Raw genomic sequence first — 13619 nt, forward strand, 5'->3', positions numbered from 1 at the left:
ATCAGGAGGTGGGTGATGCGTGATTTACATAAAGGCGTCTGGCAAATGAGCCTGGCGATGTTAATTTCCGGCTCTATCGGCGCGTTTGTTTTGCTCTCCGGTCTGCCGGTGACGGAAGTGGTGTTCTGGCGCTGTCTTATCGGGGCTATGGCGCTTTTTATTTTTATCCGGGTCAGTCAAAAGCCCTTTAGTCCCCTCACCCGCACCACGCTGCTGCTGGCTATTCTCGGCGGCGTGGCGCTCGTGGTGAACTGGCTGCTGCTCTTCGCAGCCTATGAGCGGATCTCGATTGGCCTTTCGACCGTGGTCTATAACACCCAGCCGTTTATGCTGGTCTTGATGGGGATGTTTTTCGGAGAACGCGTCAGCCTGGTGAAATGGGGCTGGCTGTTTCTCGCCTTTGGCGGCGTGGTGATACTGCTCTCCAGCGAGCTGACCGGCGCGCATGGCGGTGAATGGCTCGCCGGAATCGGTCTGGCCATGGCCGCGGCCTTCTTCTACGCGCTAACGGCCATGATTGCCCGCAAGCTGAAATCCATCGCACCGCAGCATATCGCCTTTATCCAGGTACTGACGGGCGTCGTGATGCTTTTGCCGTTTGCCAGCCTGCCGTCATTATCCGGTGATTTTCCCTGGCCGATCCTGCTCACGCTGGGCATTGTCCATACCGGCATTATGTACCAGTTGCTCTACAGCGCGATTCAGAAGCTGCCGACGCCCATTACCGGCTCCCTGTCGTTTATCTATCCGGTGGTAGCAATTGTGGTTGATAATCTGCTGTTCGGACATGCGCTGAGCCTGACGCAGCTGGCGGGTGGCGCGCTTATCCTGTTTGCTGCCGCGGGTAACAACCTGGGCTGGGGCGAAAAAAAACCCCGCGAGTGCGGGGTTGGTATCAAAACGGCAAATTAGCGACGGGCGCGTACTATCTGGTATTTGCGCGTCAGGTACTCCACCGGCGCGCTCCAGATATGCACCAGGCGGGAGAACGGGAACAGCACAAACAGCGTCATCCCCAGCACCAGGTGAACACGGAAGATAAACGCTACGCCGTCCAGGTGCGCAGACGCTCCGCCGTGGAAGGTCACCACGGACTGCGCCCAGCCCACCAGCTTCATCATTTCACTGCCGTCCATATGCTGCGCCGAGAACGGAATGGTCAACAGACCCAGCGCGCACTGCACCATCAGCAGGGAGAGGATCAGGATGTCCGCAGCGGTCGTGGTAGCACGCACGCGTGGGCTGAACAGACGACGTTTCAGCAGCAGCAGGCCACCGACTAAGGTCATCACCCCGCAGGCACCGCCGGCGATCATCGCCATCTTCTGCTTCACCTCAATCGGTAGCCACGCTTCATACATCCAGTGTGGCGTCAGCATCCCGAGGAAGTGACCGGCAAAAATGCCCAGAATACCGATGTGGAACAGGTTAGAGCCCACATGCATCCCTTTGCGATCCAGCATCTGGCTGGAGGCGGCACGCCAGGTGTACTGGCCGTAGTCATAACGCAGCCAGCTTCCCACCAGGAACACGGTGCCCGCGATATACGGGTAAATGTCAAAGAAGAACATATTCAGGAAGTGCATTAGTGCCGTCCTCCGTTAGAGATATTCAAATATTGCGGGGCCACGGCACCGGCAAAACGACGCTGATGCGCTGAGATTTCGGATTCCCCGCAGTTCTGGTCAGCAAAGAATTTCACCTGCTCTTCTTCCCATACCGCATCCAGTGCCTGTGGCGTATCGTCACGGGCTTCATCGGCGATTTTCTCCGCCACTTTTTCACTGTCGACCGCGGCGTTGGCCAGCTTCACCAGCAGATCGAACAGCACCGCATAGCGGCTCTCACGCTGCTGAAGACGCGCGCCGAGCAGCGCCAGGATCGGCGCGATGTCCTGCAGACCACCCAGCGCCTCCTCTTTCGGCAACTGCGCCAGATACTCCAGATAGAGCGGCAGATGGTCCGGCAGCTCGCGGCTGTCGAGCTGCAGGCCGTGCCGTTCGTACTGGGCCATCAGATCCACCATCGCCTGACCGCGGTCGCGGGATTCACCGTGAACGTGTTCAAACAACAGCAGGGACGTTGCACGTCCACGGTCAAACAGCTGGCTGTAGTCCGCCTGCGCGTCCAGAAGGTCGCGCGCTAACAGGTCACGGAGGAAAACGCCAAGCTTCTGGGCATCCTCTTTATCCAGGTTTTCTGAAGACGCGAGTGCATCAAAGAGTTCCTGCTGATGCTGCGCTAGCGCCGCATCCGGGTACTCAAGCAGTCGAGAAACAATGACAAGTTCAATCATGAGTGCGGCTCCGTTTTACTGGTCACATCCATGGCGTCGATGCGGCGGCTGTTGAACAGGTTGAATTTGCTGTCTGACCCGTGGCAACCGTCGCCAAAGCTAAAGCCACAGCCGTTTTTCTCCGGGAAGGCTTCGCGGGCCAGCTCACGGTGGCTGCTCGGCACCACGAAGCGGTCTTCGTAGTTGGCAATCGCCAGATAGCGGTACATCTCCTGCGCCTGCGCTTCGGTCAGACCAACCTCTTCCAGCGCGCGGGTATCGGTCACGCCGTCCACGGTTTCGGCACGCTTGAAGTGGCGCATCGCCAGCATACGTTTCAGCGCCAGCAGGACCGGCTGAGTATCCCCTGCGGTCAGCAGGTTTGCCAGGTACTGCACCGGAATGCGCAGGCTCTCCACATCCGGCAGAATGCCGTTGCTGCCCAGCTCGCCCGCGTCAGCGGCAGACTGAATCGGCGACAGGGGCGGCACGTACCAGACCATCGGCAGCGTGCGGTATTCCGGATGCAGCGGCAGGGCCAGCTTCCAGTCCATCGCCATCTTGTACACCGGAGATTGCTGCGCGGCGTCAATCACGCTCTGCGGAATGCCGTCCTTCAGCGCCTGCTCAATGACCTTCGGATCGTTCGGATCGAGGAACACGTCCAGCTGACGCTGATACAGATCCTTCTCGTTCTCGGTGCTCGCTGCGTTTTCAATCGCGTCCGCGTCGTACAACAGCACGCCGAGGTAGCGAATACGGCCTACGCAGCTTTCGGAACAGACGGTCGGCATACCGGCTTCGATACGCGGGTAGCAGAAGATGCACTTCTCAGACTTGCCGCTCTTCCAGTTGAAGTAGATCTTTTTGTACGGGCAGCCGGTGATGCACATACGCCAGCCGCGGCACTTGTCCTGGTCGATCAGCACGATGCCATCTTCTTCACGCTTGTAGATGGCGCCGCTCGGGCAGGTCGCCACGCACGCCGGGTTAAGGCAGTGCTCGCACAGGCGCGGCAGATACATCATGAAGGTGTTTTCGAACTGGCCGTACATCGCCTTTTGCATGTTCTCGAAGTTCTGGTCTTTGGCGCGTTTCTCAAACTCGCCGCCCAGAATCTCTTCCCAGTTTGGGCCGCTGGTAATTTTGTCCATGCGCTGACCGGTGATCAGCGAGCGAGGACGGGCGATCGGCTGGTGTTTGCCTTCCGGCGCGTTGTGCAGGTTCTGGTAGTCGTAATCAAACGGCTCGTAGTAATCATCGATGCCCGGCAGATGCGGGTTAGCGAAGATTTTTCCCAGAAGCCAAGCACGGTTACCCATGCGCGGCTGCAGCTTGCCGTTGATTTTGCGGATCCAGCCGCCCTTCCACTTCTCCTGGTTTTCCCAGTCGGTCGGGAAGCCGGTGCCCGGCTTGCTTTCCACGTTGTTGAACCAGGCGTATTCCATACCTTCACGGCTGGTCCAGACGTTTTTACAGGTGACCGAGCAGGTATGGCAGCCGATGCATTTATCCAGATTCAGCACCATGCCGACTTGTGAACGAATTTTCATTTTACGCTCTCCTGTACCTGGTCATTACCTTCGCCGTCTAACCAGTTAATATTCTTCATCTTACGTACCACCACGAACTCATCGCGGTTCGATCCTACGGTGCCGTAGTAGTTAAAGCCGTAGGCCAGCTGCGCATAGCCACCGATCATGTGGGTCGGCTTCGGTGTAATGCGGGTCACGGAGTTGTGGATCCCGCCGCGCTGCTCGGTGATCTCTGACCCCGGCAGGTTAACGATACGTTCCTGCGCGTGGTACATCATGGTCATCCCGGCCGGTACGCGCTGGCTCACCACCGCACGCGCCGTCAGGGCACCGTTGCTGTTGAACACTTCGATCCAGTCGTTATCTTCAATACCCAGATCTTTGGCATCCGTTTCGCTCATCCAGACAATCGGACCGCCGCGCGACAGGGTCAGCATCAGCAGGTTGTCGCTGTAGGTGGAGTGGATCCCCCACTTCTGGTGCGGCGTCAGGAAGTTCAGCGCCTTCTCCGGGTTACCGTTCGATTTCGCGCCCATCACCGCTTTCACGGAGCGGGTGTCGATTGGCGGACGGTACACCAGCAGGCTTTCACCGAAGTCGCGCATCCACTGGTGATCCTGATACAGCGACTGGCGGCCGGACAGAGTGCGCCATGGGATCAGCTCGTGAACGTTGGTGTAGCCGGCGTTATAGGACACATGCTCGTCTTCCAGGCCAGACCAGGTCGGGCTGGAGATAATCTTGCGCGGCTGGGCCTGAATATCGCGGAAGCGGATTTTCTCTTCCTCTTTATTCGTCGCCAGGTGCGTATGGTCACGACCGGTGAACTCGCTCAGCGCCGCCCAGGCCTTCACCGCCACGTGGCCGTTGGTTTCCGGCGCCAGGGTCAGGATCATCTCTGCCGCATCAATTGCCGTGTTGAGCATTGGCTGGCCTTTCGCTGGACCGTCCGCTTTGGTGTAGTTGAGCTTGCGCAGCAGGTCCATTTCGCTCTGGGTGTTCCAGGCGATCCCTTTCCCGCCGTTACCGATTTTCTCCATCAGCGGGCCGATAGAGGTAAAGCGCTCGTACGTTGCCGGGTAGTCACGCTCAACCGGAATGATGTGCGGTGCGGTCACGCCCGGGATCAGATCGCATTCGCCTTTTTTCCAGTCCTTCACGTCCAGCGGCTGCGCCAGTTCGGCGGCAGAGTCGTGCTGGATGGGCAGCGTCACCACGTCGGTCTCTTTGCCGAGGTGCCCCACGCAGACTTCGGAGAATGTCTTCGCGATGTCTTTGTAGATCTCCCAGTCGCTTTTCGATTCCCACGCCGGGTCAACGGCCGCAGACAGCGGATGAATAAACGGATGCATATCCGAGGTATTCATGTCGTCTTTTTCGTACCAGGTGGCGGTAGGCAGCACGATGTCGGAGTACAGGCAGGTACTGGACAGACGGAAGTCGAGAGTGACCACCAGATCCAGCTTGCCGTCGAGACCGTTGTCTTTCCACTCCACCTCTTCCGGCTTCACGCCGCCCTGCTTGCCGAGATCTTTCCCCTGGATACCGTTTTCGGTACCGAGCAGGTACTTCAGCATGTACTCGTGGCCTTTACCGGACGAGCCCAGCAGGTTGGAGCGCCAGATGAACAGGTTACGCGGATGGTTTTTACCGTTCTCCGGCTGTTCCGCCGCGAAGCGGATTGAGCCTTCCTTCAGCGATTTCACGGTGTAATCCACCGGTGACATGCCCGCTTTCTTCGCCGCTTCCGCAATGCGCAGCGGGTTAGTGCCCAGTTGCGGCGCAGACGGCAGCCAGCCCATACGCTCGGCGCGCACGTTGAAGTCAATCAGATGGCCGCTGTAGCGGGATTTATCCGCCATCGGCGACAGCAGCTCCTGCGCGGTGACCGTCTCGTAGCGCCACTGGCTGGAGTGGTTATAGAAGTAAGAGGTGCTGTTCATGTGGCGTGCCGGACGCTGCCAGTCGAGGGCAAACGCCAGCGGCTGCCAGCCGGTCTGCGGACGCAGTTTTTCCTGGCCCACATAGTGTGCCCAGCCGCCGCCGCTCTGGCCGACGCAGCCGCAGAAGATCAGCATGTTGATCAGGCCACGGTAGTTCATATCGAGGTGATACCAGTGGTTCAGACCCGCACCGACGATGATCATTGAGCGACCATGGGTTTTGTCGGCATTTTCCGCGAACTCGCGGGCGATACGCACGATCTGCGCGCGTGGAACGCCGGTGATCTGCTCTGCCCATGCCGGGGTGTAGGCTTTCACGTCGTCATAGCCGGTGGCGCAGTTTTCATCGCCCAGGCCGCGTTCCAGGCCGTAGTTCGCCATAGTCAGGTCATAAACGGTGGTGACCAGCGCGGTAGACCCGTCGGCCAGCTGCAGGCGTTTTACCGGCAGCTTGTGCATCAGTACGTTTTTCAGTTCAACCTTGTTGAAGTGCTCGGAACCTTCACCGCCGAAGTACGGGAAGCCCACCTCGGCGATCTCGTCCTGGCTTCCCAGCATGCTCAGGCGCAGCTCCGTCTCTTCACCGGTCGTGCCGTTACGCTGCTCAAGGTTCCACTTGCCCTTCTCGCCCCAGCGGAAGCCGATAGAGCCGTTTGGCGCCACCAGCTCGCCGTTGCTGTTATAGGCAACGGTTTTCCACTCTGGGTTATTTTCCTGGCCCAGCGCGTCCACCAGATCGGCGGCGCGCAGCGTACGGCCTGCTGCGTAGTACCCGTCACGCTCTTCCAGCATCACCAGCATCGGCATGTCGGTGTAGCGACGGACGTAGTCGGTGAAGTACTGGCTTGGTTTATCCAGATGGAACTCGCGCAGCATGACGTGGCCCATTGCCATCGCCATCGCCGCATCGGTACCCTGCTTCGGTGCCAGCCACAGATCGCAAAGCTTAGCGATTTCCGCATAGTCTGGGGTCACCGCCACGGTTTTGGTGCCTTTGTAACGGACTTCGGTAAAGAAGTGCGCGTCCGGTGTACGCGTCTGCGGCACGTTAGAGCCCCAGGCGATGATGTAGCTGGAGTTGTACCAGTCCGCGGATTCCGGCACGTCGGTCTGCTCGCCCCAGGTTTGCGGAGACGCCGGCGGCAGGTCGCAGTACCAGTCGTAGAAGCTCAGGCAGGTACCGCCGATTAAGGAGAGATAGCGTGCGCCGGAGGCATAAGAGACCATCGACATCGCCGGGATTGGCGAGAAGCCCGCCACGCGGTCAGGACCGTAGGTTTTCACGGTGTAGACGTTGGAGGCGGCAATCAGCTCGTTCACCTCTTTCCAGGAGGAACGCACAAAGCCGCCGCGGCCGCGAGCCTGCTTGAAGCTTTTTGCTTTATCCGCGTCTTCAATGATAGAGGCCCAGGCATCCACCGGATCGCTGTGTTGCACTTTCGCTTCACGCCACATTTTCATCAGGCGCTTGCGCATCAGGGGGTATTTCAGACGGTTCGCGCTGTAGAGATACCAGGAGTAGCTGGCGCCACGCGGGCAGCCGCGCGGTTCGTGGTTCGGCATATCCGGGCGGGTGCGAGGATAGTCGGTCTGCTGCATTTCCCAGGTCACCAGACCGTTCTTAACGAAAATCTTCCAGCTACATGAGCCGGTGCAGTTCACGCCGTGGGTCGAACGGACGACTTTGTCATGCTGCCAGCGCTGGCGGTAACCGTCTTCCCAGTCCCGGTTGGTATCCAGAACCTGGCCGTGCCCATCGGCAAACGTTTCGCCCTTCTGCTTGAAGTAGCGAAACCGGTCCAAAAATTTGCTCATCGGGTATCTCCTGTGTGGAGCCTGTGGCTCTCTAAATCGACATTGCTGATTTGCAGCGAAGGTAACGCCCTGAAAGAGGGGGAGAATTGATAACGATCAAGACGACGAGGGACTTTCAGGCGAGGGGTTACACCGAATACCACCAAAGCGGTATCATTTAAAATTTCATATCCATATGAAATATATCGTTATTTTTAATTTATCGTACAAACCGCCAGGCAAAATTTAACCTCGCAGGTATTAAGGGGTAGAGCGCCCTGTAAAGCGATGGCGATCACAGTGCTGCCTGCGGATTTCCTCTGCATGGCAACCAGTATGTTGTAACTATTTTGACGCCAAAAAAAACGCGGCCCGAAGGCCGCGTAAACGGATAATCATACTTACTTATTTTTCTTGGTATTACGGCCATATACCAGCCACGTAATCACGACGCAGGCGATATAGAAGACGAGGAAGACTTTCATGGCACCGGCTGGAGAGCCGGTCAGGTCCAGAGAGATACCGAACGCTTTCGGGATAAAGAAGCCGCCAATCGCGCCGATGGCGGAGATAAAGCCCAGCGCCGCAGCCGTATCCGTCGCCGCTTCGCGCATGGCCTGTTCTTCGCTTCCGCCCTGCGCTTTTACGCGGTCCATGGTCAGCTTACGGAAGATCACGGAGATCATCTGGAAGGTGGACGCGCTCCCCAGCCCGGCCGTCAGGAACAGCACCATAAACACGCCGAAGAAGGCGATGAAGTTACCGCCCTGTCCGTCGGCTGGCAGCGTGAGGAACAACAACGCACAGAAGACCGCCATCACGACGAAGTTAACCAGCGTCACGCGGGTACCACCCAGACGGTCAGACACCATGCCGCCCAGCGAGCGAGCAAGGGCGCCAATAAATGGGCCGAAGAAGGCGAATTGCAGGATCTGCACGTCCGGGAATTGCGTTTTCGACAGCATCGCGAAGCCCGCCGAGAAGCCGATAAACGAACCGAAGGTCGCCAGATACAGCAGCGCCATCACCCAGAGGTGTCCACGCTTCAGCACCGGCAGCTGTTCGCTCAGCGACGCCTTCGACGCGGACAGGTCATTCATAAAGAACCAGGCTGCGAGGGTGAAGACCACGAGGAACGGTACCCAGATCCAGGCTGCGTTTTGCAGATAGAGGGAAGAACCGTCCGCCTGCTCAACGCCACCGCCGCCAAAGGCTGCAAAAATGGAGACCGAGATCGCCAGGGGAGCGATCAGCTGCATCACGCTCACGCCCATATTGCCCAGACCGCCGTTAATCCCCAGCGCGCCGCCCTGCTTCGCTTTCGGGAAGAAGAAGCTGATGTTGGCCATGCTGGAGGCGAAGTTCGCCCCGGCAAAGCCGCACAGCAGGGAGATAATCACGAACACGCTGAACGGCGTGGAGGTATCCTGCACCGCGAAGCCCAGCCACACGCAGGGCATAATCATGATGCCCGTACTGAACGCCGTCCAGCGACGGCCGCCAAAGACCGGCACCATAAACGCGTAAGGGACGCGCAGCAGCGCGCCTGACAGCGACGGCAGCGCGGTCAGCATAAACAGCTGATCGGTCGTGAACGTAAAGCCGACTTTGGGCAGATTTACCGCCACCGCGCTAAACAACATCCATACGCAAAACGCTAATAACAAACACGGCACGGAAATCCACAGATTCCGGCTTGCTACACGATGGCCGCGCTGTTGCCAGAACGCCGGATCCTCTGGACGCCAGTCAGTAATAACGGCACCATTTTCCCTTTCGGGAGCGGATGAGTGACTCATAGACACCTCTGATTCTCGAATGATGCTGCAAACATTAGGGTTTTAGGGCGGCGGTAAGTTGATATAAATCAAAGGAAAAGTGGGAGGATTTGCGGCACAAAAAAAGGTGTTATCCTTAGTGAGTAGGCTAATTCGGTAAAAAAGACGTGGTTTTTCACGGCACTGACGATTCCCTGCAACGCCCACCTCTTGCCCCCTACTCCGTTGGCAATTTAGGGGTAATCCTTTATTGGTATGGGTATACTCCAGGGTATGCACCAGAATAGCGCCATTCCTGCAAGCAGGCCACGTCAGGAGCACGCCCACTCAATGTTAAAAAGATGCTTATCTCCGCTAACGCTCGTGAATCAGCTCGCCCTGATTGTTTTGCTGTCCACCGCCATCGGCGTGACCGGCATGGCGATCTCCGGCTGGCTGGTACAAGGGGTACAGGGTAATGCGCATGCCATCAACGAGGCAGGCTCACTACGCATGCAGAGTTATCGCCTGCTGGCGGCGGTTCCCCTGACGCAGGACGATCGGCCTTTAATCGATGAAATGGAGCGCACGGCGTTCAGCCCCGAGCTGGAAAACGCCGCCATCCGCGCTGGCCAGCAGTCCCAGCTTAAGGCCCTTCAGGGGTACTGGCACACCCAGCTGCAGCCCGGCCTGAAACAGGCGCGCAGTACAGAAGCCGTTGCCCAGGACGTGGCGGGGTTTGTCTCCCGCATTGATGCGCTGGTCTCCGCTTTTGACCAGACGACCGAATTACGCATTGACCGGGTGGTGATAGTACACCGGGCCATGGCCCTGTTTATGGGCCTGCTGCTGATCTTCACCATCGTCTGGCTCCGCGCGCGGCTGTTAAATCCCTGGAAACAGCTGCTGGCAATGGCCCGCGCGGTGACCGCACGCGATTTTACCCAGCGCACGCACATCAGCGGGCGCAACGAGATGGCCATGCTCGGCCAGGCACTCAATACCATGTCGGCAGAGCTCTCCGAGAGCTACGCGGTGCTGGAACAGCGCGTTCAGGAAAAAACGGCCGGGCTGGAGCAGAAAAACGAGATCCTCTCCTTCCTCTGGCAGGCCAACCGTCGGCTGCACATGCAGGTGCCGTTGTGTGAACGTCTTTCGCCGGTGCTGAACGGCCTGCAAAATCTGACCCTGCTGCGTGACCTGGAGCTACGGGTCTACGATGTGGAAGACGAAGAGAACCACCAGGAATTTACCTGTCAGTCCGATATGTCCTGCGATGACAAAGGCTGCCATCTTTGCCCTCGCGGCCTGCCGCCGCTGGCCTCCGGCGGCACGACCCTGAAGTGGCGCCTGACGGACAGCCACACCCAGTACGGCATTCTGCTGGCCACCCTGCCAACCGGACGCCACCTGAGCCACGACCAGCAGCAGCTGGTGGATACGCTGGTTGAACAGCTGACGGCCACGCTGGCGCTCGACAGGCATCAGGAAAAACAGCAGCAGCTTATCGTCATGGAAGAGCGCGCGACCATCGCCCGCGAGCTGCACGATTCCATCGCCCAGTCTCTCTCCTGTATGAAAATGCAGGTGAGCTGCCTGCAGATGCAGGATGCGGAGATGCCCGAAAGCAACAAACAGCTGCTCAGCCAGATCCGCAACGAGCTAAACACCTCCTGGGTGCAGCTGCGCGAGCTGCTGACCACCTTCCGCCTGCAGCTGACCGAGCCGGGCCTGCGCCCGGCGCTGGAATCAAGCTGTCACGAATTTAGCGCCCGGCTGGGGTTCCCGGTGAAGCTGGATTATCAGCTGCCGCCGCGGTTTGTCCCCTCCCATCAGGCCATCCATCTACTGCAGATCGCCCGCGAAGCGCTGAGCAACGTGCTTAAACACGCTGAAGCAACGGCGGTCACGGTCACCGTCAGCCAGCACGACAATCAGGTGAAACTGACGGTTCACGATAACGGCCGCGGCGTGCCGGAAAATGCCGAACGCACTAACCACTATGGTTTAATCATTATGCGAGACCGCGCCCAAAGCCTGCGCGGTGATTGCCAGGTTCGCCGGAGAGAAACGGGCGGCACGGAAGTTGTCGTCACCTTTATTCCCGAGAAACCGCTCACAACTGCTCAAGGAGAAACCCATGACTAATCAGGAACCGGCATCCATCCTGTTGATCGACGACCATCCGATGCTGCGTACTGGCGTGAAACAGCTGGTCAGCATGGCACCCGATATCACCGTGGTGGGCGAAGCCAGTAACGGTGAACAGGGCATTGAGCTTGCCGAATCCCTCGATCCCGATCTGATCCTGCTCGATCTGAATATGCCGGGCATGAACGGTCTGGAGACCCTCGACAAGCTGCGGGAAAAATCGCTTTCCGGCCGCATCGTCGTCTTTAGCGTGTCGAACCATGAAGAGGACGTGGTCACGGCGCTGAAGCGCGGTGCGGATGGCTATCTGCTGAAAGACATGGAGCCGGAAGATCTGCTTAAGGCGCTGCAGCAGGCGGCGGCGGGCGAGATGGTGCTCAGCGAAGCCTTAACGCCGGTTCTGGCCGCCAGCCTGCGTGCCAACCGCGCCACCTCTGACCGTGACGTCAGCCAGCTCACGCCGCGCGAGCGCGACATTCTCAAACTGATTGCCCAGGGGCTGCCGAACAAAATGATCGCCCGCCGTCTGGATATCACCGAAAGCACGGTGAAAGTGCACGTGAAGCATATGCTGAAGAAAATGAAGTTAAAATCTCGCGTTGAAGCCGCCGTGTGGGTGCATCAGGAACGCATTTTTTAAGAATTACTCCTCCGGCAGCAGCTTCCAGCGCGGATCGTCGTCAGGCAGTGCGACCAGCGGCTGCACCACGGCCAGCGTGATCTCATTGGACGAGACGCGCTGGCCTTTCTCATCTTCCACCACCGCCGACAGGTGCCAGCGGTTTGTCGCCCCTTCCCGATCATCCCAGGCAGGGATAATCACGCTCCAGCCGTCGCTGCTGTTACTTTTGGCCGGCGACGTCAGGCTCAGTGCCTGCGTATCGCCCTGCCAGTGGATCTGACGGATGCCGTGCGTGCTGCGAACCTGCAGCTTCAGCATCACGGTCTCACCCCCTTTCAGATCCCACGGCGGCGTGGCCAGCCAGACGGATAGCGTTTTACGCTGGCGGAACTCCATCACCGGCAGGCTGGTGCGCTCAGGTGAGTCGTAGCGGCTGCCGCGCAGGGATCGCGTGGCGGCGACCTCATCGGCGGATAGCTGCTTTGCCAGCGGCACGCCAAAGCGGTAGTTGAGCTTCAGTCCAAGGTTATTCTGGCTCTCGCCGCTTTCGCCCTGCTTGTGCCCGGCGGTCAACGTCACCAGCGGAACGGGGGTATAGTTAAGCCCCAGATTGACCGCAACCGGGTTGTGGTAGCCGGTGCCGCTGTTGAACAGGTCAACGTTATCGCCAAAGTACTGCTCAAAGCTGACGCTGGTATTCAGATGATGGAACCATGGCAGCCAGGCTTTAGCGGTCACGTCATATCCGCGCGCCATGCGCTGCTCCTGAACGTCAGATCGCGCGCGCCATCCGGCAAAGGGCTGATAATAGTTCGCTGACAGGCGCAGATTTTCCCCCCACGCTTCCGCCCCCAGCCCGGCACGCTGCAGGTTTTCATCCAGAAGATTATCGTAAAAGGTGTTGTAGCCCAGCAGCCACTTCCCGGCGACCCAGCGCTGACCGATTCCGGCATTGCTGACCAGGCCATCCGTCTGCTGCGTCAGGCCAAGCTGGCTCCAGCTCAGGTAGCGGTTAGTATCATTCCACGGGATAAACCAGCTCCCGCTGCTGCCGTTAAATTTGCCGTCGTTATCCACCAGCAGGTTCACGCTGGCGTTTCCCCAGGGCGACAGCCAGGACTCAATCTGCTGGTTCACTTCCCCGCTTACCGCGTCGCGCACCTGACCAAAGGCAAACTGACGCGCCTGCTCGCCGGTCGTCAGCCCGTTGTCGGTCATGCTGGCTTCACCAAAGGCTTTCGCCATTTCGGCCAGGTGTTTTTCCCCTTCGCCGGTGGGCGCCGCCATGCCGAGATCGGGCAGACTATCCCCATTATTATCAAAGGGGTGCTGGGCCTGATGCATAAAGGAATTCGGCGCACCGTGAACGGCTCCGGCCGACAGAAGGGAGAGTAATAGCAGAGAACGAATGCGAGACGATACAGCCATCAACGTCGGGATTTGCGCCTGAGTTTTGTAAAAGACGCTCTTACCTTAACGCTATTAAGAAAGAATTGCAGCCTTACGGGAAATTTCAGGAATATCCTGAAGTTTATTGACGGC

The 13619-nt window shown here is 58.6% G+C and carries 9 protein-coding genes; 3 read left to right on the plus strand and 6 right to left on the minus strand.

Annotated features, from left to right (window positions below):
* The first annotated feature begins 15 nt into the window (after positions 1-15).
* Positions 16-912: a DMT family transporter gene (locus tag F3J31_RS02450; protein WP_167211140.1), complete on the plus strand. Its 897-nt coding sequence runs from the start codon at positions 16-18 to the stop codon at positions 910-912.
* Here F3J31_RS02450 and narI read toward each other — a convergent pair.
* From narI to F3J31_RS02475, 5 genes are all read right to left on the minus strand, one after another.
* Positions 909-1586, minus strand: a complete 678-nt coding sequence (narI, locus tag F3J31_RS02455; RefSeq protein ID WP_023312107.1) for a respiratory nitrate reductase subunit gamma — start codon at positions 1584-1586, stop codon at positions 909-911. The two genes, F3J31_RS02450 and narI, sit on opposite strands and share 4 nt — an antisense overlap.
* Complete coding sequence (gene narJ, locus F3J31_RS02460) at positions 1586-2296, minus strand: nitrate reductase molybdenum cofactor assembly chaperone (protein WP_167211144.1); 711 nt, start codon at positions 2294-2296, stop codon at positions 1586-1588. Before narJ ends, narI begins: the two co-directional genes overlap by 1 nt.
* Positions 2293-3828: a nitrate reductase subunit beta gene (gene narH / locus F3J31_RS02465; RefSeq protein WP_111966460.1), complete on the minus strand. Its 1536-nt coding sequence runs from the start codon at positions 3826-3828 to the stop codon at positions 2293-2295. The genes narJ and narH overlap by 4 nt, the downstream gene beginning before the upstream one ends.
* Positions 3825-7568: a nitrate reductase subunit alpha gene (locus tag F3J31_RS02470; protein WP_167211147.1), complete on the minus strand. Its 3744-nt coding sequence runs from the start codon at positions 7566-7568 to the stop codon at positions 3825-3827. The genes narH and F3J31_RS02470 overlap by 4 nt, the downstream gene beginning before the upstream one ends.
* A gap of 380 nt (positions 7569-7948) precedes the next feature.
* A complete protein-coding gene (locus F3J31_RS02475) occupies positions 7949-9346 on the minus strand; it encodes a NarK family nitrate/nitrite MFS transporter (RefSeq protein WP_167211150.1) in 1398 nt (465 codons plus the stop codon).
* Positions 9347-9655: 309 nt separating this feature from the next.
* On the opposite strand from F3J31_RS02475, the gene narX reads away from it, so the two are divergent.
* Together narX and narL are read left to right on the plus strand one after the other, a co-directional pair.
* Positions 9656-11452 (plus strand): nitrate/nitrite two-component system sensor histidine kinase NarX, encoded by a 1797-nt coding sequence (gene narX / locus F3J31_RS02480; protein ID WP_045908976.1) that lies wholly within the window; start codon positions 9656-9658, stop codon positions 11450-11452.
* On the plus strand, positions 11445-12095 hold the full coding sequence (gene narL / locus F3J31_RS02485) for a two-component system response regulator NarL (protein ID WP_008499531.1): 651 nt from the start codon (positions 11445-11447) through the stop codon (positions 12093-12095). Before narX ends, narL begins: the two co-directional genes overlap by 8 nt.
* 3 nt (positions 12096-12098) lie before the next feature.
* Here narL and F3J31_RS02490 read toward each other — a convergent pair whose 3' ends face one another.
* Positions 12099-13505, minus strand: coding sequence for a YchO/YchP family invasin (locus F3J31_RS02490; RefSeq protein WP_048029744.1), 1407 nt, complete (start codon positions 13503-13505; stop codon positions 12099-12101).
* Positions 13506-13619 lie beyond the last annotated feature (114 nt).

The sequence above is a fragment of the Enterobacter sp. Acro-832 genome (assembly GCF_011752745.1).
Classification (GTDB): Bacteria; Pseudomonadota; Gammaproteobacteria; order Enterobacterales; family Enterobacteriaceae; genus Enterobacter; species Enterobacter quasiroggenkampii.

What these genes read in the sequence shown, in the direction of transcription:
- narL (WP_008499531.1), top strand. Translation starts at nt 11,445, where the DNA reads ATGACTAATCAGGAACCGGCATCCATCCTGTTGATCGACGACCATCCG.
- narH (WP_111966460.1), bottom strand. Translation starts at nt 3,828, where the DNA reads ATGAAAATTCGTTCACAAGTCGGCATGGTGCTGAATCTGGATAAATGC.
- narI (WP_023312107.1), bottom strand. Translation starts at nt 1,586, where the DNA reads ATGCACTTCCTGAATATGTTCTTCTTTGACATTTACCCGTATATCGCG.
- F3J31_RS02490 (WP_048029744.1), bottom strand. Translation starts at nt 13,505, where the DNA reads ATGGCTGTATCGTCTCGCATTCGTTCTCTGCTATTACTCTCCCTTCTG.
- narX (WP_045908976.1), top strand. Translation starts at nt 9,656, where the DNA reads ATGTTAAAAAGATGCTTATCTCCGCTAACGCTCGTGAATCAGCTCGCC.
- F3J31_RS02450 (WP_167211140.1), top strand. Translation starts at nt 16, where the DNA reads ATGCGTGATTTACATAAAGGCGTCTGGCAAATGAGCCTGGCGATGTTA.
- F3J31_RS02475 (WP_167211150.1), bottom strand. Translation starts at nt 9,346, where the DNA reads ATGAGTCACTCATCCGCTCCCGAAAGGGAAAATGGTGCCGTTATTACT.
- F3J31_RS02470 (WP_167211147.1), bottom strand. Translation starts at nt 7,568, where the DNA reads ATGAGCAAATTTTTGGACCGGTTTCGCTACTTCAAGCAGAAGGGCGAA.
- narJ (WP_167211144.1), bottom strand. Translation starts at nt 2,296, where the DNA reads ATGATTGAACTTGTCATTGTTTCTCGACTGCTTGAGTACCCGGATGCG.